The sequence below is a fragment of the Undibacterium sp. Di27W genome (assembly GCF_049340345.1).
In the GTDB taxonomy this organism is placed as follows: Bacteria; Pseudomonadota; Gammaproteobacteria; order Burkholderiales; family Burkholderiaceae_D; genus Undibacterium.
This window is the reverse complement of sequence record NZ_JBMPOS010000001.1, coordinates 825,888-846,644: the sequence shown is the minus strand read 5'-3', so window position 1 is coordinate 846,644 and position 20,757 is coordinate 825,888. Positions and strand designations below refer to the sequence as shown.

General features: G+C 50.9%; 26 protein-coding genes. 6 read left to right on the top strand and 20 right to left on the bottom strand.

Features of this window, described 5'->3' with window-relative positions:
- Positions 1-128 precede the first annotated feature (128 nt).
- The 4 genes from ACO0LF_RS03865 to rimO all read right to left on the bottom strand — a co-directional run bounded on the left by ACO0LF_RS03865 (position 129) and on the right by rimO (position 4,506).
- Complete coding sequence (locus ACO0LF_RS03865) at positions 129-1,310, bottom strand: cystathionine beta-lyase (protein ID WP_423012063.1); 1,182 nt, start codon at positions 1,308-1,310, stop codon at positions 129-131.
- 174 nt (positions 1,311-1,484) lie between these two features.
- Positions 1,485-2,429 carry an alpha/beta hydrolase family protein gene (locus tag ACO0LF_RS03860; RefSeq protein WP_423012061.1) on the bottom strand — a complete coding sequence of 315 codons (945 nt, stop codon included), beginning with the start codon at positions 2,427-2,429 and terminating at the stop codon, positions 1,485-1,487.
- Between the two features lie 215 nt (positions 2,430-2,644).
- Complete coding sequence (locus tag ACO0LF_RS03855) at positions 2,645-3,133, bottom strand: hypothetical protein (RefSeq protein ID WP_423012059.1); 489 nt, start codon at positions 3,131-3,133, stop codon at positions 2,645-2,647.
- Positions 3,133-4,506: a 30S ribosomal protein S12 methylthiotransferase RimO gene (gene rimO / locus ACO0LF_RS03850; RefSeq protein ID WP_423012057.1), complete on the bottom strand. Its 1,374-nt coding sequence runs from the start codon at positions 4,504-4,506 to the stop codon at positions 3,133-3,135. The genes ACO0LF_RS03855 and rimO overlap by 1 nt, the downstream gene beginning before the upstream one ends.
- A gap of 16 nt (positions 4,507-4,522) precedes the next feature.
- Between rimO and ACO0LF_RS03845 the strand changes: the two genes are divergently transcribed.
- Positions 4,523-6,166, top strand: a complete 1,644-nt coding sequence (locus tag ACO0LF_RS03845) for a recombinase family protein (protein ID WP_423012055.1) — start codon at positions 4,523-4,525, stop codon at positions 6,164-6,166.
- Here the strand turns inward: ACO0LF_RS03845 and ACO0LF_RS03840 are convergent.
- Genes ACO0LF_RS03840 through ACO0LF_RS03830 form a run of 3 tightly spaced genes read right to left on the bottom strand, consistent with a single transcriptional unit; the run spans position 6,147 to position 7,246 of the window.
- Complete coding sequence (locus ACO0LF_RS03840) at positions 6,147-6,512, bottom strand: hypothetical protein (RefSeq protein ID WP_423012053.1); 366 nt, start codon at positions 6,510-6,512, stop codon at positions 6,147-6,149. The genes ACO0LF_RS03845 and ACO0LF_RS03840 overlap by 20 nt on opposite strands.
- 36 nt (positions 6,513-6,548) lie before the next feature.
- Positions 6,549-6,947 carry a type II TA system antitoxin MqsA family protein gene (locus tag ACO0LF_RS03835; RefSeq protein ID WP_423012051.1) on the bottom strand — a complete coding sequence of 133 codons (399 nt, stop codon included), beginning with the start codon at positions 6,945-6,947 and terminating at the stop codon, positions 6,549-6,551.
- 2 nt (positions 6,948-6,949) lie between these two features.
- Positions 6,950-7,246, bottom strand: coding sequence for a type II toxin-antitoxin system MqsR family toxin (locus tag ACO0LF_RS03830; protein ID WP_423012049.1), 297 nt, complete (start codon positions 7,244-7,246; stop codon positions 6,950-6,952).
- A 172-nt stretch (positions 7,247-7,418) separates the two neighbouring features.
- On the opposite strand from ACO0LF_RS03830, the gene ACO0LF_RS03825 reads away from it, so the two are divergent.
- Positions 7,419-7,775: a hypothetical protein gene (locus ACO0LF_RS03825; RefSeq protein ID WP_423012047.1), complete on the top strand. Its 357-nt coding sequence runs from the start codon at positions 7,419-7,421 to the stop codon at positions 7,773-7,775.
- A gap of 20 nt (positions 7,776-7,795) precedes the next feature.
- On the opposite strand, the gene ACO0LF_RS03820 is transcribed toward ACO0LF_RS03825, so the two are convergent.
- A complete protein-coding gene (locus tag ACO0LF_RS03820; RefSeq protein WP_423012045.1) occupies positions 7,796-8,155 on the bottom strand; it encodes a hypothetical protein in 360 nt (119 codons plus the stop codon).
- 176 nt (positions 8,156-8,331) lie between these two features.
- On the opposite strand from ACO0LF_RS03820, the gene ACO0LF_RS03815 reads away from it, so the two are divergent.
- The 4 genes from ACO0LF_RS03815 to ACO0LF_RS03800 all read left to right on the top strand — a co-directional run bounded on the left by ACO0LF_RS03815 (position 8,332) and on the right by ACO0LF_RS03800 (position 9,788).
- Positions 8,332-8,568, top strand: a complete 237-nt coding sequence (locus ACO0LF_RS03815; RefSeq protein ID WP_423012043.1) for a hypothetical protein — start codon at positions 8,332-8,334, stop codon at positions 8,566-8,568.
- Between the two features lie 29 nt (positions 8,569-8,597).
- Positions 8,598-8,984, top strand: a complete 387-nt coding sequence (locus tag ACO0LF_RS03810) for a hypothetical protein (RefSeq protein WP_423012041.1) — start codon at positions 8,598-8,600, stop codon at positions 8,982-8,984.
- Between the two features lie 292 nt (positions 8,985-9,276).
- On the top strand, positions 9,277-9,519 hold the full coding sequence (locus ACO0LF_RS03805) for a hypothetical protein (RefSeq protein WP_423012039.1): 243 nt from the start codon (positions 9,277-9,279) through the stop codon (positions 9,517-9,519).
- Positions 9,520-9,557: 38 nt separating this feature from the next.
- Positions 9,558-9,788 (top strand): DUF6897 domain-containing protein, encoded by a 231-nt coding sequence (locus tag ACO0LF_RS03800; RefSeq protein WP_423012037.1) that lies wholly within the window; start codon positions 9,558-9,560, stop codon positions 9,786-9,788.
- 52 nt (positions 9,789-9,840) lie between these two features.
- Here ACO0LF_RS03800 and ACO0LF_RS03795 read toward each other — a convergent pair whose 3' ends face one another.
- The 12 genes from ACO0LF_RS03795 to ACO0LF_RS03740 form a co-directional block, all read right to left on the bottom strand.
- Complete coding sequence (locus ACO0LF_RS03795; RefSeq protein WP_423012035.1) at positions 9,841-10,629, bottom strand: DNA adenine methylase; 789 nt, start codon at positions 10,627-10,629, stop codon at positions 9,841-9,843.
- A 169-nt stretch (positions 10,630-10,798) separates the two neighbouring features.
- Positions 10,799-11,296 (bottom strand): hypothetical protein, encoded by a 498-nt coding sequence (locus tag ACO0LF_RS03790; RefSeq protein WP_423012033.1) that lies wholly within the window; start codon positions 11,294-11,296, stop codon positions 10,799-10,801.
- Complete coding sequence (locus tag ACO0LF_RS03785) at positions 11,293-12,267, bottom strand: hypothetical protein (protein WP_423012031.1); 975 nt, start codon at positions 12,265-12,267, stop codon at positions 11,293-11,295. Before ACO0LF_RS03785 ends, ACO0LF_RS03790 begins: the two co-directional genes overlap by 4 nt.
- A 13-nt stretch (positions 12,268-12,280) precedes the next feature.
- Entirely contained in the window at positions 12,281-12,457 is a 177-nt protein-coding gene (locus ACO0LF_RS03780) for a hypothetical protein (protein WP_423012029.1), read from the bottom strand.
- A gap of 68 nt (positions 12,458-12,525) precedes the next feature.
- The gene (locus ACO0LF_RS03775) at positions 12,526-13,056 is read right to left on the bottom strand and encodes a DUF4376 domain-containing protein (protein ID WP_423012027.1); all 531 of its coding nucleotides are present in this window, start codon (positions 13,054-13,056) and stop codon (positions 12,526-12,528) included.
- 12 nt (positions 13,057-13,068) lie between these two features.
- Positions 13,069-13,833, bottom strand: a complete 765-nt coding sequence (locus ACO0LF_RS03770; protein ID WP_423012026.1) for a hypothetical protein — start codon at positions 13,831-13,833, stop codon at positions 13,069-13,071.
- A complete protein-coding gene (locus ACO0LF_RS03765) occupies positions 13,830-14,894 on the bottom strand; it encodes a hypothetical protein (RefSeq protein ID WP_423012024.1) in 1,065 nt (354 codons plus the stop codon). Before ACO0LF_RS03765 ends, ACO0LF_RS03770 begins: the two co-directional genes overlap by 4 nt.
- Before the next feature lie 38 nt (positions 14,895-14,932).
- Positions 14,933-16,048, bottom strand: a complete 1,116-nt coding sequence (locus tag ACO0LF_RS03760) for a hypothetical protein (RefSeq protein WP_423012023.1) — start codon at positions 16,046-16,048, stop codon at positions 14,933-14,935.
- Between the two features lie 2 nt (positions 16,049-16,050).
- Complete coding sequence (locus ACO0LF_RS03755) at positions 16,051-16,368, bottom strand: hypothetical protein (protein ID WP_423012021.1); 318 nt, start codon at positions 16,366-16,368, stop codon at positions 16,051-16,053.
- A gap of 66 nt (positions 16,369-16,434) precedes the next feature.
- A complete protein-coding gene (locus ACO0LF_RS03750) occupies positions 16,435-16,605 on the bottom strand; it encodes a hypothetical protein (RefSeq protein WP_423012019.1) in 171 nt (56 codons plus the stop codon).
- The gene (locus ACO0LF_RS03745) at positions 16,602-16,967 is read right to left on the bottom strand and encodes a hypothetical protein (protein WP_423012017.1); all 366 of its coding nucleotides are present in this window, start codon (positions 16,965-16,967) and stop codon (positions 16,602-16,604) included. The genes ACO0LF_RS03750 and ACO0LF_RS03745 overlap by 4 nt, the downstream gene beginning before the upstream one ends.
- Positions 16,964-20,755 (bottom strand): phage tail tip fiber protein, encoded by a 3,792-nt coding sequence (locus ACO0LF_RS03740; protein WP_423012015.1) that lies wholly within the window; start codon positions 20,753-20,755, stop codon positions 16,964-16,966. Before ACO0LF_RS03740 ends, ACO0LF_RS03745 begins: the two co-directional genes overlap by 4 nt.
- Positions 20,756-20,757 lie beyond the last annotated feature (2 nt).

Below are 20,757 nucleotides of genomic sequence, written 5' to 3'. Positions count from 1 at the left end.
TGTGCCTGGCTACGCAGGCATGCTGTCAGCAAGCACTACAACTACCCCAGCATCTGATGCAGCCGCAAGCAGCGCCAGCAAGTAAATAAATCTGAAGACTAAAGCTGTATAGATGGCAGCCTTAGCCTTCAAGTCAGTGTAGCCAAAGCCTGTTCTATATCGGTAATCAGGTCCTGCGCATCTTCCAGGCCTATATTAAAGCGCACCAAAATCCCATGCTCCGACCATTTGGTACGCATATGCTGCATACGATAGGGCACGCACAAGCTATGCGCCCCACCCCAGCTATAACCCAATTTGAATAATTTCAGGCTATCGACAAAGCGGTCCGTTTGTTCTTCGCCATACTTGGCATCAAACAACACGGAAAACAAGCCCCCAGCACCCGTAAAGTCGCGCTGCCAGATCTCATGACCCGGACAATCTGGTAATGCGGGGTGCAAAACCTTACTGATTTCCGGACGATTTGCCAGCCATGCAGCCACCTTTCTGGCACTTTGATCATGCGCATTAAAGCGCAGTTGCAATGTAGGCAGATTGCGCAAAACCAGGTAGACATCATCCATACCCACCCCAAAACCCAGCCGCATATGCGCCAATAGCAGACGGTTATTGAGTTCTTTGTCACGGGTAATAACCGCCCCCATCAAGACATCCGAGCCACCACTTTGATATTTAGTCAGCGCCTGCATGATGATATCCACACCATGCTCAAAGGCTGCAAATGCGATCCCTGCCGACCAGGTATTATCCAGAGCCACCAATACCCCACGTGCATGGGCGGCTGCACAAATAGCTGGCACATCTGGCACTTCCATAGAAACCGAACCTGGTGCCTCCAGCCAGATCAGGCGGGTGTTTTCTTGTATCAAAGCGGCGATGTCAGCGCCGATTAAAGGATCGTAGTAACTCACATTGATACCAAAGCTGCGCGACAACCAGTCAGCCTGATCGCGGCTTGGGCCATAAACATTATCCGGTATTAGTACATGGTCGCCGCTTAGCAGGAAGGCCATGTTCACCAAGGTGATCGCCGCCAGGCCACTGGGCGTCAACAGACAATGCTCGCCCCTCTCTATCTCTGTCAGTCTGGCCTCCAGAGTAAAACTGGTAGGGGTACCATGCAAGCCATAGGTATAAGTCGATTTATCCAGCCAACTACGTTCACGCATACTTGCAACACTATCGAACAAGACTGTGGACGCATGATGTATGGCTACCGGAAAGGCAGCGAAGCCGTCTGGCGAGATATACTCACTATGAATAATACGGGTATTGAACCCTGACTTTGGCTTTGTATTTTCTGGCATGCTAATTCCTGATTTTCGATTCGCAAACAACTCAAAATGAATTCATTGTATCCGTCACATACTAGCGCAGATACAGCACATCATTCCATGATGGCAAAAAAGACGCTTAACGCGTCTTTTTTCTTGGTAGATCATAGGCCACCAAAGAGTAGTCTCTGCAGTAAATGAGCTGATTTATTTTTTCGAAAGCTCGTTAATCATTTCATTTTCTATCAACTTGATATTACAGACAGCGCCATCATCAAGCAAAATTTTCCTGGCAATAAGATCGTTCCCTGGCGCCAAAATCGTGAAATGCGACGCACCTTTAACAGACAGAAATTGAATATGTGGATTGGTGGATTTGCTGCGCATCAATTCCAGAGAATCGATATTCCCACTCACCCCTTCAATAATAAATAAAGGACTTTGGACTGACGGCAGCCAGTAATATGGTGCACGCGCTATCTGGTCTGCATAGTTCATTTTGTCAAAATTGACAGGCATCAATTTTCCATACGAGCGAAGATTAGCTACGGGACCAAATGAAAAGACCGCCCTGAATCGCTTACTGACTTCTGCCGTCATCAATACAAGAGTGCCGCCAGTACTATGGCCACCGAGATAAATTCGCGCCGGATCAACCCATGGCTGTTGTGCCAGATAATCTGCTGCTGCCAGTACATCATCAATCTCACCAAAGTGAGCCTCATGCTTGCCTGGATTATCATTCCCACCACGCAAAGTCGGGAACATCATCACAATGCCGGCTTTTTGATAAGCTAAAGCCGATTGATCATTTGATCTTGGCATACCCCTGGACAAAGTTGTTCCATCAATTGAATTACTGTCACCGCCAGTAATCCAGATAATGGCTGGATGTTTCTTCCCATCTTTAGGATCTAGAGTCAGCATGGCAGCGAGCGTCCCGACTTCTGACGGATAGCGCACTGCCTTAAATAGGCTGCCTGGCGAGTTACCTACTGGGCGACGATCGTCACCTTCATAGCTTACCTGGGTCTTGAACTGCTTGCGAAAAGTAGCAAAAGATGCAGGATTTGGTGCGCTGTCAGCAAGCACAGATTGAGAAAACGAAACCGCCAGCAAAGCAAGTGCGTAGAATTTTCTTATGGTAAGCATTTTTTGAAGTCAGGAAAAAATAATGCCAGGAGTTTAGCATTTGAGACTTAACTAAAGTACAAACAAATAAGAGCCACAAAGAATTTTATCTTGGACTTATTTGATAAAAAATCGCACTGGAACGGAGCAAGCATTACAGACCAGATATTGCAGACGCATTACACGCCTGCAATCGCTCTGTGAAAGCGCATAAATAAAGTACCAGGCCTGGCACTTTATTTAGCTGAAGAAGTTTTGACTTTTTTGATTTTTGGAGCTGGCAACAATTCCAGCACAAATTCTTTACTGACTTTACCGTCATCCGATTGCCAGATACCGCGTATGACATTGTCCTTGAGCTCACCATCCCACTGCCCGGACACATCTACACCATCTTCTGACTCTTCCATAATGAGCTTGTTGCCACTGACTTCGCCAGCCAGCAAAATCTTTTTACCGTGATTGCGCTTGCCACCTGCCACGACATAAGAGCCCTCGACACTGTCGCTGTCTTCAGTCTTTGGCTGCAAGTGCATGCGTATCTTGTCATCGCCGATTTTGCCCTGGAACTCAATTTCCCTGGCAAAAAAGGGATTGGCCATGGGAGCAAAACGCGATGCTGCCGGAGAAGCCGGCTCAGTTTTATCCTGAGCCTCGACCGTAAGCCCTGAGGCAAACCCTGATAACAGGGTCAGCGGCAGTAAAACCAAACGCAAAAATCGCATCAGACAGCTTCGCCCCACAAGTCATGGGCATCAGCCGCAGTAATTTTCACTTCGACGAATTCACCGACCTTGAGTTTGCGATGTGGCTCAAAAGGAGGCTTGACATAGACGACACCATCAATCTCGGGCGCATCAGCAGAACTACGGCCTACACCACCGCTACGGTCGAGAGAATCGATCAGCACGCGCATGGTTTTACCTATCTTGGCCTGCAGGCGCTTCTTGGATATACCTTCCTGCAATTCCATGACACGGCGGCGGCGATCTTCACGGACCTCATCTGGCAACTGATTGGCGATTTCATTGGCGGTCGCGCCTTCAACTGGCGAATAGGCAAAGCAGCCAAGACGATCAATTTCCGCTTCTTTGAGGAAGTCGAGCAGGTATTCAAACTCTTCTTCTGTCTCACCAGGGAAGCCAGCGATGAAAGTAGAGCGTATCGTGATTTCCGGGCACATTTCACGCCAGGCCTTGATGCGTTCGATATTTTTCTCACCACTTGCCGGACGCTTCATGCGTTTCAACACGTCAGGGTGAGCATGTTGCAAAGGCACATCCAGATAAGGCAGGACATGGCCGTTGTTCATGAAAGGAATGATCTGATCGACATGCGGATAAGGGTAAACATAATGCAGTCGTACCCATGCATCATGTTGTTTGGCCAGCTCGCCCAAGGCTTCTACCAGTTGCGTCATATGGGTTTTGACCGGCTTGCCATTCCAGAAGCCCATGCGGAACTTGATATCCACGCCATAGGCGCTGGTGTCCTGAGAAATCACCAGTAATTCTTTCACGTCTGCCTTGAACAGGTTTTCTGCTTCCATCATGACATCAGCAATCGGACGCGATACCAGGTCGCCACGCATGGATGGGATGATGCAGAAACTGCAGCGATGGTTACAGCCTTCAGAGATTTTGAGGTAAGCAAAATGCTTGGGCGTTAGTTTGACGCCTTGTGGCGGTACCAGATCCATGAATGGCTCATGTGGTTTAGGCAGATGCTTGTGCACCGCCGCCATGACCTCACCGACTGCATGCGGGCCAGTTACTTCCAGTACCTTGGGGTGGATGGACTGTATCATGTCCTTACCGTCAGCATCTTTTTTAGCACCGAGGCAACCAGTCACGATGACCCTGCCGTTTTCAGCCAGCGCCTCACCAATCGCATCCAGCGATTCTTGCACAGCGGCATCAATGAAGCCACAGGTGTTGACAATGACCAGATCAGCGCCGTCATAGGATTTGGCGGTGTCGTAACCTTCGGCACGCAACTGGGTCAGGATTTGTTCGGAATCGACGAGCGCCTTCGGACACCCTAAGGATACCATACCTATACGTTTGGTCGGAGTTGTGGCAATCTGTGTCATTTTCATAATTTGTACCGCATATATGCAAAACATCAGAGTATACAGCTACTTACGGTTTTCCGACCCAAGACAATCAACAGGATCAAGTATTGAGCGCCAATTAGCCTATACACAGAAATGGGCAGAAGAGCGAGGCTTGCAACTTGACGAGACTTTGAGCATGCGGGATGAGGGTCTATCTGCCTATCATCAACGCCATGTGACCCAGGGCGCACTTGGCGCATTCTTGCTTGCCATTAGTGAAGGACGTATTACGCCTGGATCAGTATTGATCGTCGAAGGGCTTGACCGATTATCCAGGGCAGAACCCATCCAGGCACAGGCTCAGCTCGCGCAGATTATTAATGCTGGCATAACCGTGGTAACAGCAAGTGATGGGCGCGAATACAATCGGGCCAGCCTCAAAGCTCAGCCTATGGATCTGGTATATAGCCTCCTAGTCATGATCAGGGCGCATGAGGAATCTGACACCAAAAGCAAGCGCGTCAAGGCGTCTATACGCAGGCTATGCGAACAGTGGCAGGCTGGAACCTATCGAGGGATCATTCGTAACGGCCATGACCCGTCATGGGTTAAATGGAATGGCAGTTCATTTGATCTAGTCGAGAAACAGGCTCAAGCGGTAAAACTTTCGATTGAAATGTACATACGTGGCTATGGCGGTGTAAAAATTACTCAAGAGGTCCATAACCAAAAATTGCGCATTTTCGAGAACAAGTCCAGCGTAACCTCCTTCTATAAAATGCTAAAAAGAAAGACTTTACTTGGTATAAAAACACTGGAAATTGACGGCGAAGAATATAATCTGCATAACTATTACCCCCCTTTATTAACTGAGCAAGAATTTGCTGAGCTGACCGCCATGAATAACAAGCGAGTGAAAAACAAAGGGAAAGGTGAAATACCAGGAATTATCACTGGTTTGGGAATATCTTATTGCGGCTACTGTGGGTCTGCAGTTGTAGGGCAAAACATAATGACACGCGCAAAAAAACCAGACGGGACGTTAAACGATGGACATAGACGGCTGTACTGCTGCGGAACCAATAACACAAGCGACTGTCTGGTTGCAGGCAGTTGCAGCGTTGTGCCAGTAGAAAAAGCAATTTTTGCTTACTGTTCTGATCAGCTTAATTTGACATCTTTGATGCAAAATGATTCGTACTTGACAGGGATTAGGGCCGAGCTCATTGAAGTAACAAATGATATAACCGAACAGGAGCGCCAGCTTGAGCGCGTCACTGATGCCCTGCTTGCAGCCGAAAATGGAGCCACACCGCTAGTGTTTGTACGAAAGGCACGCGAACTGGAGACAAGCATCGTCAAGGCCAAGGCAGAACAAAGCAGACTTGAAGTTGAGTTGCGAAAAACCAACAACAAAAAAATACCAGAGCTAGCGGAAGCCTGGGGAAGTCTTATAGAAAAATGCCTGGCTCAAAACTACGATGCACGAATGCAAGCCCGTAAACTTGTACAAGATACATTTGAACGTATCGTCGTATATCACCGCTCGGTGTCCCCGGTTGGCGACAACGCAGGTAAAAATAACATTGATCTGCTGCTTCTTGCCAAAGGCGGTAGGCCACGGCTACTGAGTATCAATCGTCGAACCGGCGCATTTACTGCTGGCGAAGAAGGCGGACTCGTCACTGCACAAAGCATTTAATAAACAAGTCACCGTAACCCCAAACAAAAGCACCCCAAATCGTGACAACGGCAGCAACCCATGACAAAGCGTAGTGGTGATTTACAAACATGCGGTAGAGCCACCACGACTCTGCAAACGTTCCACCGCGTATCGAGTCTAAAAAATTACCCAGCCGGAACTGTGCGAAAGCAGCGAAAATCGAGGTTATCGCACCACTCCGCTGGAACCAAAATTCGAGCCTTTCAGCGCTTGGCCGGAGTGACGAAGAAAAAGATAAAGGCCCTGCCATAATCGCAAACACACAAAGCACTGCAATAAAAAATAGCTCAATCCTTTGCTTCGATACGATGCTATTGCTTTCCATTACATTTCCCTGGCAAGTAAATTATTAATACAGCCTCTAAGCCTTGATTTCTTCAAACAGGTCTGGATGATGGTCCAGCAGCTTCAGCAGCTTTACCAGCGCAACTGGTGGCAATGCTTTTCCGCTCTCGTAGCGAGAAAATGCATTCACGCCACCACCGAATATCTCGCCTGCCTGATGCTGATTCAGGGAAAATTTCTTACGTACAGCAACGATAAAGCCAGGATCAACTATTCGAGCGTTGACGAACTTTGAAAAATTGGATACCTCTGCACCAAAGCGCACCAAATCATCGCCTGCTAATATCACCTCGCCACAATCAGAGCAAAAATCGCCGGTGATTGCCTTTATCACCGTTTGTTCATTTTTGTAGACATGGGGTATGTCACGGGTATCGTGCTCCAGGTTGTCACCCCCGCAAATTGGACATTTCATTATCATAGCTCCTTAAAACTCACTACCAGAACATCATCTACCACTGTCAGTTTCAGGTACACACTACCTACTGATGTTTTCGGACGATACACATCTTGCCAAATTTTATGATCGCTGTGTGTTGTCATGCTTTTGTAGAAATCTTTCGATGTCAATGCGTTGATTACCGCAATCATGCCATTCAAATTAAGACCAAGTGCATCAGCGCCAGCCACTGCACTAACGGTAGCACGTATTTTGCCGTCAGCGATCAGTGCTTTGACGATGTGTAATTTGCAGTGAGGTGTGTTCTTTTCCATGCACACATATTAACCTAATAGGTTAATATGTGCAAGTATTTTATTGTCTCTTTTTAGCATCCCGACATCACACTAAGTAGGCACTTCCAAATAAAAAATGTTAGATTATAGCCAATGGTTCCCATAAGAAACATATAGATAAAACTACAATCAACATGCAAAGAGAGTGAAAATGAAAATTCATAAATTCCTGTTTATCGCTGCAACCATCTCGCTTTTTGGATGCAGTCACAAAGACGTGTTGATTTCCGAAACAATTGCACCCAATGTGGTTGCGAAGATTGAAATTAATGGCACAACTGGAACGATGGTAATTCCGGCAACCATTGGACAAGCAGAGATTAATTACAACCTCAAAGATGTAAAAATGGCCAGCGCCTTAGAGCACGCAGTCGGCGGACTTTCAACGATGAAAATTGTTGAATTGAATCGAGAAATAACCTTTATCACTGGAGTCGGCAATTTTGTATGCAATGACTGCCATGACATTAAAATTCCCATGCAGTGGCATTTTGACAAATCAAATTAACTACCATGGCTGACAAATGGTTAAGGCGGATCTGGCAGACCGCCTAGCGATTTAGGTATGAATATATCTAATTGTTTATCATGCAATTTAATCATCCAGGACTGTGAAAATTCTATGTAATATTCACCAGACTGCACACGCTCAGAACCGCTGAGCATTAGTCTATCCCCCTTAATCCAGACCAACTGTGGTTCATACAGATACTCACTCCATTGCAGAATTGAACCAAACTTAAAGCAAGCCAAGCGCAATGTCCGATATCGGGTCTCATCTCTAGGCGCCTCCCCCAACGAAAGAATTCCATATTTGAAGTTTTTTTCTATTGTTTCCCTGCCTTGGGCCACGCCCATGCAGCGCATTTTCGATATTGTGACGTTCATACAATGCCGCTCTTTTACTGTATATTCAATCAGTATTATTCAAATTCGCTAGTTTGTCTAAAAAAAATAGTTAATCGCGCTTGCAATAGTCTCAATTTGAGACTATTATTAACACATAAACAGCACGAAGCTGTTTAACGCCAACCGACGATTCGGTCTTAAACGAAAGACACGCAATGATTACCAAACAACAAATTCTGAATGCAATCCCAGATGTTCAAGAACTGGCTCAATGGACTCCAGGTGTTGCGCCGATGGGCTGGACGGTGCGCGTTGAAGATGGGAACCTTCAATTCAACGAAAACCTGCACCGCGATTACAGCGCCGCGCTAACCTTGGTCGCCAAAGCAAAACTCAAAGAGGCCGGATTTAACGTTACCCAGCCATCACTATCCTTCCTGATCATCAACTAACCGCCTGGCCCCGAAAGGGGCCATTTATCATGTCATCAAAAAACTCAGCATTTAATAAACTCCCCCCGTTCATTTGGGGCGAAGCCACGTCTGGCGAGAGCGAGGATGGCTTCGACCAGGACGAATACTTGACACATACCCGCTACCCACGATTTATCTGCAGGGTGCGAGAAGACCGGCACACCGCGACGGGCCACGACATGGAGGCACAACTGGTGAGCGCTGTTGGCTTGATGCCGGATGGATTCAAAGAGCTATATGTATGCCAGACTCATGGCGTGGCCATGTCCGATTTTGTTTGGCTTGATCCCAAACCAGAACCAGAAACGCTAAGAAAGGCATGCGATGACGCGATCATTAATCGCCTGCTGCGAGATGATGCTATGGGACTATTAGGAGGGAACGATGAAGACTGAAGACTTAGTCGCCTGGCAAGCATCATTGCTATATACGTATGACAGCGCCTCAGAGGCCCTGGGAGTCAGCAGGGCTACATACGCCAGGTATGTTGCTGGCAGTAAAATCCCATTTCATATTGGACTGGCCTGCGCAGCCATAGCAAATGGTCTTGCGCCGTGGACACAAGAAAAATAAATTTTCTTTACCTGCTTGCAATAGTCTCAATTTGAGACTATTATTAACACATAGACAGCACAACACTGTTTAACGCCAACCGACGATTCGGTCTCAAACGAAAGGAACCAAACGATGCAACATATAACCGCCCCAGCATTTGATTTAAACGGAAGGAGTATCGGCCATCAAACCGCAGAAGTAGATTTTCATAACGACCAAGCAATTTCGATTTTATACAAGGGAATCAATTACTACACTTCCGGCAAGTTTGGCAAAAATGCTGTTACCGGCGAATGGGTCCAGGAACTCAGCGCAGAAAATGATACAAAACGCATATGGGTAAATCGCGGAGTAACGACAATCTGGGAAGACTAGCGTCAGACCAACAACTATCAATTATTCTAGGATTAACAATGAACAGCCAAATACAAGCAATTTTAGATGCCATAAATGATAAACCCAACTTTAAAGATAGGGACGTCAATATTTATCTGAAAAATGGGACCGAGATTGAAGGAACATTGCAAGAAAATGCCGACGCTACAATCACAATTGTTACGAACGGGTCGTATCATCATTACATTCAAACCGATGAAATAATTGGCGTAAGAACATTTGGCGACTATATGTCTGAAGAAAAATAATTTTATTCATTGCATCAAAAAAACAGGCCGCACTGGCCTGTTTTTCATTCGCTTAAAATAAGCCGACTGGATCGCTTGCCCGGTCCCATGAATAAATAATTACCTCCATTCTATCAACAGTCTTGCCACCACCGCCTACGCTGTATTTTATCGGCACTGTATCTATCTCAAAGCCCGCAAAAATTCTCCGGATATCCGGGTGATCGTTTAAGCTGATGATGGCCTTGCCTTTTAACTTCTTGAGCGCGTCGGCCATCAGCTCATATTGCTCGATGCCAAAATCCACACCGTAGCCTTCCGTTTCCCAATATGGCGGGTCCAGGTAAAAGAAAGTGTGTGGCCGGTCATAGCGCAGCATGAGCTTGTGCCAGTCCATGTTTTCAATGAAAGCCGAAGCCAGGCGCAAGTGCGCTGCAGAGAGGTTTTCCTCGATGCGCAGCAGATTGATAGGCGGGGCTGTGGTGGCTGTTCCCCAGCTCTGGCCGTCCACCTTGCCACCGAAGGCATGCTGCTGCAGGTAAAAGAACCGCGCCGCACGCTGTATATCAGTCAAGGTTTGCGGGGGTGTCTCTTGCAGCCATTTGAATACGTCCCGGCTTGAAAGCGCGTACTTGAATTGCCGCACGAACTCTTCCAGGTGATTCTTTACGACGCGATACAGGTTGACCAGCTCGCCGTTTATGTCGTTGATGACTTCGACTTCAGCCGGTTGCCGCATGAAGTACAAAGCCGCCCCGCCTGCAAACACTTCAACATAGCAGCTATGGGGAGGAAAATTAGGGATCAGCTTGTCGGCTAAGCGACGTTTACCGCCGATCCAGGGAATTATGGGCATTGCCATTGAGTAAACCTTATTGATTGTGCTAGACTTCGCCCGCCTCGCGAGGTGGCAGAGCCTTGCTCGGTTCACTGTGCATGCAGTGGATTGAGGCCGGTATAGGTTGTTTGCGCAACTTATACCGGCGCTCTGTTCTTATGGTTTGTGCAGACGTCTGCACTAGCCTTGTCGGCTATTTATCCATGCCGTTATTACGGATGAATGACTGAGCCGCCCTGCAGGAAGCCACGACGGTGTCGGCTTCCTGGATCAAGTCTTGAAGATTTCTTTCAAGCGCTTCTGGAAGTGCAAGGGTTCCGGCAAGGGCTGCATCGCCGCTTCCGGCGCTTTGGGCTTTGGTGGCGCTGGCAAATCCACGACAGATACTGTCGGAGATGCGCAGCCGAACAGGGTTAGCGTTAGCAACCCTGATAGCAGCGATTTCATCATCATGACCTTTCTTGATTTTTTCGTTATCGAGCGACTGCTGTTCTGCGATGCGCTCGTTATTTTTGACACGCGACAAGGTGGCAGCTGTCTCAGCCTGAGACCTGGCCAGCTTATCGGCATCCCATTTTTGCTGCACTTCTGCTTTACCCTCAGTGACGCCCTTGTGATGGATGTAACCGACCCCAGCCCACAGCCCGGCCAGCAGCGCAGCAATAGCGATCAGGCGGGCATAGAACATCATGTCGGCCTCACAAATGGCAGGTACTTGTCATGGCGCACGTTAAACACAAAATCGACGTGGCCGCGATTGATGTCACAGGCAGACGCGCCGTAACCCTTCCATTTGGTCTTGGACTTCAGGCAGACGTTTGCCACGTTCGCCACCCACTTTTGCGGGTCGCACCCGGCACGCTGGCCGCACGCCCGGCGCTCTTGCTGCATGCCTTCGTAGCCGCCGTTATAAGCAGCGTCACACATGCGCAGGACTTCTGCGGGATCTGTCACGATCCTGGACAGACGCTTGAAGCAGTCGTGGTTCATGGCAGCAATCGCCCGCAGTTGCAAGTCCGGGCGATCATAGACATTTGACCAGGTCCACTCATTCAGGCTTGGATCAAGCTGTTTAGCCGCCTGCAGGGCATCAAAGCGGATTTTGCCGTCCGCTTTGTATGCCCTGGTGATCTGGCCGAAGCCAGCGCCCTCCTCTCGATTTGTTTTCAGGCGCGACTTCGGATCCCAGCAGGTAGGGTGCGTGAGACTGATGCAGCTCTCTTGCTCTACCAGGCTGCACAGCGCTGCCGGGTCTGGGTGGTCTGGCCACAGCTTGTCCTTTTCCTGCATGAGCATGGGACAATACTGCTTAGCCCCGACCGGCACGTATGTATGCACGTCCGCAGCGTGCGCCCTGGTGCTGAAGATCAGCGCAGCCACGCAGGTAAAAATGATGGTCCCCAGCACCACCAGGCCAGAACCGATGTTGCCCTTCTTGGCTTCGTCGACGTGGTCCTGCAGCTTGATGTAGTCGAGGTAAAACTTACGCACAATATGCGCAGCCGTGAAGGCCAGGCCGACACTAACGAGGTTTAACAGCATGTCTTTTGTAGATTGACCTTTATCGGGATCAGTCCAAAAAAGCCAGGCCAGTACCAGGGCAGAAAACAGCCAAATACCATAAGTGCGCTTACTCATAAAAAACGCTTTAATCTTTTCCATCGTTCATCCTTTCTTATTTATGCCAACCCTGGCTCATGAGAATCAGGGCAATCAAGGCCACCAAACCTGCAGCAGCCAAACCTTTAAGGGTCCACCAACCAAACTCGGCCAATTGCTTGTCGAGCCACTCTTGAAGCGCTTCCTTCATCGCTTGCTTTTCCGCCAGTCGTTGTAAATCTTGGTCTGACATCACTACCCCTAAATAAAAACCCGCCAAATAGGCGGGTTGTGTTGACTCAGACCAGCGTTAAACAGTTATCAAGAAACAGCCCAGATTTCTGTTTGACGCTGGCCAGAGAGAATTAATGCTGAAGACAGTTCTTGCAGTGTTACCTGTACCAGTTCGTTATTGGCCAGCGTCCAGACAATCGAATGAATGCCTGATATCTGCATGCCGACAATGGCGCGTGTCATGCGATCCTGACTCAGCTCATCACCATCGAAGACCTTGTCGCCCACCGTCACAGTGATGGCATCGAGCAGCAGCTTGCGCTGTACTTTCCGCGCCGCTCTGACAAGCGCCTGTGCCGCGAGCAGCTCATCACCGGCGAGCAGGACGACGCTCCATTGCTGCTGGTAATGGCCGTCCGTTTTGACTGGCTGAAGCTCAACCAGCTTTTGTGTGCCTGGATCATAAATGGGCTGACTGGAGTAATTGACTGGCTCGACGTTTGCAGCTCCCAGGTCAGCGCAGGCCGGATCATTCGGCCAGCTCAGCCCAGGGAACCGTCGCACCAGCTCGCTATATGTCAATGGATATTCTTTTGTCGTCTTTTCTATAAATTGCATTTTCTACCCCTGTTAAACATCGGCTGCAGCGTAGGGATAGGATCGACCCTCGCCCCATATCAACCTGACAGCGCCCAGGCCGGGCTGGCCTGAAACCGTAGCCCCACCGCCGTAAGCACCTCCCACAGTTCCGTTGCCGGATGCGCCACCACTGCCACCGCCACCACCACCGCCGAACCCGAAAGCAGACCCGGCAACACCATCGCTGCCCTTACCGAGCAACCCGACGCCACCACCACCGCCACCAAAGCCATTGGCATTACCATTCCAGTTTCCAGCACCACCACCACCGCCAGCACCTGGATTGACAGCCGAGGCCCATCCGGCAGATGAACCACCATCGCCGGTATATCCACCAGCACCACCAGCACCGCCGCCGCGATTTTGAAAGCCTGATGCCGCACCGTTACCACCATTGCCGCCACCGGTTCCAACAAAGCCGCCACCTGCACCACCAGCGCCGCTGCTTACACCTCCACGACCAATGCAAACGGCGTTGAAAGAAGAGTCGCCAGATACACCGCCGACCACGACTGTGTACGAAACACCAGGCGTGACAGCGATATCATTTTTCCAGCCCAACCCACCGCCACCACCACCAGCATTACTGCCAGATGCTGTGCCACCACTGCCGACCGTGACCGCACAAACCGAATAAACTCCATCAGGACAGACCCATGCTGTCGTGTAATTGGTCGTGCCAGGATTGGTAAAGACCACCTGGCCCGGTGGCGCTGCAGAGTTACCGCCCGCCGCGAAGATAATATTTTTAATCATTTGATGTTCTTCCCTAACACCAGGCCGGTCCAAGTCGCGCCAGCGTCAAAAGTCAGAAAGCCCAGCATGTCGCGCCCTGCAGCCGTCAGCGCTGGAGCTGTGCCGCCCGCCCACTTGATATTAGCCCACCAGGTGATGGTGGCCGAGCCGCCGTTGGTGACATCGAGCAGGAAGCTACCCAGCCCGGCGGCAGGAATATTCGAGACGGTCAAGGTTGCAGCGCCGGTGATTGTTTTTGAAAACAGTGTGGCGGTCGCCATATCGATGTTATTGCCCGCAGCCATACCGACCTTGGCCTCGACGATGTTGACAGCATTGGTCACACCAGTGAGCTGCGCATTAGCCAGAATCTGAGCCACAGATTTATTCTCAACGCTACCCAACCCCAAGCCTGCAGCCGTTGCAGCCTGAATAGTGACTGTGATTGCATTGCCGTTTGCAGTCGCAACCACACCAGAGCCTACAAAATTCAGCGATGTAGCGCCGACCGTCAGGCCATTGCCCTCATCGAACACGGCGACCGATGGCCCGACCAGACCCTGAATACCTTGCGCCCCTGTATCACCTTTATCGCCTTTGATACCTTGGATACCTTGCAGGCCCTGTGCGCCGGTATCACCCTTTAAGGCCAGCACCATCCAGTTACCACCTGGAGGCGAAACACCGCTGCAGGGCGACACGTTGATATAGGACGTGCCAGCCAGCGTCACCACATCATTGAGTGCATAGCTGGCCTGGTCGGTATACGTGCCGCGAGGGGTCAGGCCCGCAGCAGGCGGGGCCGAGCTGCCCAGATAAACAGATGTCAGTACCGTGATGGCATTCGCCGCGCTGGCCGCGCAGATCAGCTTGTCACCGGCAACCACATTAATCGGTTTGGGCCAAGCCAGGGGCATATTGGCCGCAATCTTTAGGGCATTGGCAAACACCGTCGTTTGTCCGCTGGCCTGCGAGTAGTGCTTCAGCGATACCGTGGCATCAGCGCCGGTGATATTAGAAAACACCAGGCCATGCACCGACCCTGAGAACGTAGCCGGGCAGATATAAATATCTGTGTCCACCGTCCCGACGATCAGAACCTTTTCTGCAAAACTCATACTTAACTCCCAAAGACGATAGAAATACCTACCGGGTCGACGTAATCGGCCAGGTCTGTGGTTTTAATAACGACAGCGCCGACTTTGCCATTTACCGAGGTGATGACGTTGCCGGTGACGACTGCTTGCGCCGCCTGCTGGGCCAGCAAGGCACTTGCAGCAGCCGCACCAGCATAGCCTTGCGCCTCGGTGGCTTTGGCGACTGCGATATCCTTTTGCCCGGTGACTGCGGTCAAGGTGTTGCTGATCGATGCCGCCTTAGCAGTGGCGATCTGCTCAGAGTCATGCGCTGCCGATTCTGACCTAGCTGCATTGGTGGCACTTGCCGCCGCATTTGTGGCACTCAGCGCGGCATTGCCAGTCGCCTGTTGCACTGCACCGTCAACGTTATCCCAGCCACCATTACTATAGAGCCGCAGCTTATGGGTGGTGGTATTGAAGTATTCCGCACCTTCCAGCAATGCACCGCCCTGCGCGTCTGTGGTCGGGTCATTTGGGCGGTTACCCAAGAACACCTTAGAAAACGCACTTAAAGCCGCGCTCAGGGTATTTGCCGTTTGCGCAGCCGTTTGCGACGCTGCCTGGGCAGAGTCGCGCAAAGCCTGCAGCTCAGGCGTAATGCTGCCCGTGTCGCCCTTGTCTCCCTTGTCGCCAGTTGCGCCCCTGATCGACGAGTAGGTCCAGGCCGTGCCGCTCCAGACATAAATGCTGGACCCAACCAGGTAAGCATCGCCACTGGCCGGATTTGCTGGCAGGTTCCCAGGCCCGGCCAGAATGCCTTTTAACTCCAGCCCTTTGCCATTCAGCGCCCCGGACACGTAAGCATCGCGGAATGCACCGAAGGTATTTAGCAGGTCAGTGGCAGACTTGGCCAGATCGGCAATGTAGCCCTGAGTTGGTACGATAGCGTATGCAGCGAGCACCGCAGATGCACCGGAATATGGCATTGCGAGCGTCAACGATAACGAACTGGTTACCGCTGAGACTTCGTAAAACTTCCCATCTGGCCCGGCGAAGATGCTGCCGGACCGCACATTACTGATAAAGTCGGTTCCCGTGCCGGCGACGATGTTGCTACCGTTTGTTAGAGCGACTAAGCCCGTTTTGTACCAGCTCATGCCTATACCTCGGCATCGATCAGGACGGCATTGGCAAAGATGTTGTTGCTATTAGCGTCACCCTCGGCGGTCTGCACTAGGTGCTCATAAATCCAGCTTACAGGGTCCATCTCGCGGGGCGGTACTGCCTTGATCGTGGCAGTTGTCTGAAATAGGGGATTTTTCTTTGCGGTATAGGTATCCTGGTTAAAGAAGGCCAGGATGACAGCGATGGTCAGCTTGCTGCGCAGATCGACGGTATATGTGCCGACCACATGAAAAGCTGCTGGTGCGCCGGTAGTCTGGTCTGTAGCGTCATGCTGGATGCCTGCATAAATCATGATGTGTTCCTTTTCAATGGACGTAAAAAAAGCCGCTATGAGCGGCTTTGCGGGTTGTGTGGTGCTTTAGTATGGCTTTGGGTACTTCTGCTTTACTGCTTCGCATGCTGCGAGATATGCCTCCATTTTTGAATTTTCGCCACGGCTTTGCCAGTACAGCGCATCACCCAACTGCTCGACAGGTGGATACTCTGTTTTGCGCAGTATCTTGTAGTCTTCTGTGTGCTGAATAATCATGTCTTCGTTACCTTGAACACAGCATCTTGATACGGAAAATCCAGTACGGTGACATCATAGTCGCCGGGATAAGTCAGGCTTAAATGCACCGTATCGGACTCGGCCACATACTTGCTCTTGTTGATACAGACCAATGAGCCGACATGCACGTCCACCAGCTCGAAGCCCACAAGAATCACTGGCGATGCTGGCCGAGCCACCACCGCCCCGCCCTGGACAAAACATAGGTTTGTATCGTGGATACCTGCCACATAGCTCGCCCCTATCGAATCATAGTGCGCCAATGTCGCAGGCGAAAGCGCTCCAGTCATCGTGATGCGCCCGGTCTGGTCATAAAAAGACACCTCGCCGTTTTCTGTCATTTTTTTACCTTCAAAATAAAACACCTTAAAATTTGCGCATCAGTCAACTGCCCAGCCGACACCTGGAGTTGATAAGTACCAGCAGACAGCGTACCGGAAATACTGACCGTCGATGCCCCGCCTGATGTGTAGAAAGAAACAGCCACGTCTGTGACGAACTGCCCGCGCACACCAAAACTAAAATGCCCTCTCGATCCCTCACCAATATAGTTAGCCATGTACGAAGCGATTATCATCACTTTCGACGTGGCCGTTACTACAAAACTGGTTCCATCAGAAGCGCCAGACATGAAGTCGTCAGCCTCTGTAATAGAGTTGCCGGTGATCTTGTTTTCACCTACCGTCAAATCAGCGATTTCTGCGGAGGTCACAGTCAGTTTTGTGATATGCGCTCGCGTGATCGTTCCTTCTTTGATGAAGGTATCTTTGATGAAAGTCTGCCCGCCCTGCACTACGAATGGCGTTGTCAGTGTGCCTGACGAGTCATCTATGATTGCCACACGATTCGCCGATAGCAATATCTGCGATTCTACGATCCCTGTCTCGTTACTCACTCCCACGCCTATCCCTGCCAGGTATGTACGACCGCTTGCAGTTACTTGCGTCTTGATCGTATGCATAGCAGACAAGCTGCCGCTCATCGTTGATACAGCAGTGCTGACAGTCTGCACAGATGACGAAGCACCGTTTGCCGTGGCCTCTATGGTATCGATGCGTCGGGATATTGCCCCGACCGCATCAGACCTCGCTTGCGCTTCCGACTGTATTGCAGCATTGGCAGCGCCGAACGATGTCTGCAGGGTTGTGATACTTTGCGCGATGCTGGCCTCGCCATTGACCCTTGCAGTCTGCTCATTCTGTATAAGCGCGCTATTTGCCCCGACAGATGCTTGCAGTGTATCGATGCGCGTTGCTAATGCCGAGGAGGCAGTCGCTTGCACAGTTTGCGCAGTCTGAATAATCGCCAGACTGTTATTCACCGACGCCTGCATCGTTGTGACGCTCTGTGCCTGGGCAGCATCAGCAGATGCCCTTGCTGTCGCCTCGGTTTGTATGGCCGCGCTGTTCTGGCCGACCGTTGCTTCCACCGTATCGATCTTGGTGGCCATGGCATTTGTCTTGTTCGTCAGCGTATTCTGTGCTGACTGGACCAGCGACAGGTTACCGGCAAATTCGCTTTGCACCGTGGTTATATCTTTAGATAGAGCCTTGGTCTTATCCACCAGGGAAACCTGTAGATCGACGATGCTGGCCTTGTTTTCAGCCAAGCGCGATATGAGCTGCGTCCGGGCTGCTGACAGTGACTGGTCGGCGGTGGCCAAGGCAATAAGCTGAGTCGCCGCTAGCGCATCACTCTTGCTGGCCAGGTCGGCTTGATGAGCAATCATCTCCTTTAAGTCCGCGCCTGCAGGGATTTCAAACACCGTGCTTTGTATGTCGAAAACCTGTTTCTGCAGCAGATCAATCTGCTTGATCTTTTCTATCGGTGTAAGCAGGTCTATCGCTAACTGCGTCTTGCCGATCTGCCCGGCCAGGTAGTCGAGTATCTGTTCAGCATCGATGCTGGACTGGCCCATCACACCGTTACCAGTCGGGTAGAAATTACCGATGTTGCCTTGTTTGTCTTTGAAGCGTATCCAGAAATACAGTATCTGGCCAGCCTTGAGGCCGATCAGCGTATGACTGGCTTGCGGGCTGGCCAGACTCACCAACAGCGTTGCATTCGCTCTGCTTTGGCTTGCGCTGTACCAAAGCTCAGTCGTTTGCAGGTAATCGGCACTACCTGGTGGTAATGTCCAATCTACCCGGATACCAAATACCAGAGGCGAGGTACGCAGGGTCGTGGCCAGGCTAACCGGCGCACCATTGATGGTATGCTGGTAAGCCGTAACTTTCGACAGGTCCTGTACGCTGTTGCCGAACTGGTTATAACTTGCCAGTTTGATCCAGATGGTTTTACCTGACCATTCCCTGGGGTAGTTGTACTTAAAGACGCTAGCATCAAGAAATACAAACTTGCCCCCGGATGCATGGGCAGCGATATCAACGCCATACGCGCCACGCTCCAGCCCGTTCAAGCGGTAGGCATTCGCGCCGGTTAATGTTTCGTTGCTGTAGGCGATGTATTCACCGTCCACGTAACAAGCAGTCAGCAAGTCTTGAGCTGCTTGACTGGTCCCATGCTTCAAAACCCCCTTGGATACGCTTAAATCGACGCTCAACGCGTTTACTGCGTCGTGGGCGACCCCAACACCCAGAGCAGCAGATAAAACGCCATGCACGGCGCTACCCTTAACGCTGCCTATTTTCTGATAGGTGGTGTCGTCGGTCGAAGCCCAGACCACGCAGCCGCCCCAGTTCTGCCCGCCTGAAGTGGCAAGCCATATCTGCGGGGTGTTGTTGGTCAGTCGTGCCGGTGGCTCAAACATCACCGGCGCATTGGCATCGCCTGGCTGCACTGCATAATTAATGTTAGTGCTGCCTGTTCCTGGTACTGGCTTGGTGCTGCTGCGATTCGCCCCCATCGGGTAATCTTCAGCGAGGATGCTTAACACGCCATCTTCGCTTTCGTTGACCTCTACCACCAGCACCGGGGTCTGATCCAGGTACTTAGGCACGTAGCTCAGCAGCAGCACGTCCATCGGCTCGATGCGGGCATGCTTCCAGGACAGCCGGAATTCATAGGTATTTAAGACATACAGCGACCGGGCCAGGATGAAGTCGGCCACCTTTTGAGCAACGGCAGCATCAGCAATCTCATGCAGCTCGACCACGTCCTTGGCCCGCAGGCCGTGCAGCTCGATGTCCGCATCATCGCTGGCCGTTGCGATGTTGTCGTTATAATCGTTGGCACGGTCGGCGAACTTGACCTGCACCTTGTTATAGGCTTCATCGCTGGGTTTCTGGCTGATCTTGATAATCTCGCCGCCACCAGTCAGGAAGTCATCCTCTGTCAGCTCCAGGGGTGTCAGCACCGGGTCATAAGTGGCAAGCGTACTGGTTGCCGGGACATCTGAGTACGGCACGATCTTGAAGACGCCACCAGAATACACGGCATCAGCAAAACCGATTGTCAGCAGGTTGCGGATATAGTCAAACGCTCCGCGCTGCTCATTGTATGCAGGGCTGACCCACAGGCTATTTGCCAGACAGTAGGTCCTGAACTGCTCCAGGTCGCCTACTGATTCAACGGGCAAGCCTATGCCCTGGTTTCTGTCTGTCAGGATGGCCGTGATGACGTCCACGATGTCGGCATCATGTACCTCGCTGCCTTGAAACTTGGAGCTGATGCTGCCGGTTGCCTGCACCTCAAACGTGTGATTGCCCAATGTGGCCGATGTACCGAGGTCATACGCGCCCGATGCGACGTAAGCCAGGCCGCGATATGGCAGCGCCTTTTCTGGGTGCTTGGTCACAAAATACGGGTAAGCAGCCTGGCTGGCAGACCCGTTGTAAAAATCCAGCTTCAGGTCGGCCAGAGTGGATTGCTTTTTATCCTTCCAGGTGCGACCGATACTGCTGATCTCACCAGACCCCAGCGCCAGCAGCAGCGCCACTGTGTAGGAATAGTCGGTGGTGTCGTTACCGCCACCACCCTTACCACCACTTTGACTATGCGTGTGAGGGATAGAGGTAAAGTCATCATAATGTATCAGGTTGGGTGCAACACGCTGCTGACCAAATACCCAGGGAACTGGTCGGCCATAGCAGGAGGTCTGTATCTGCATCGACGAGATTACAGGGGTAGAGCTTTGCACCTGGCCGCCGCCGCCAAACAGACCAGACATAT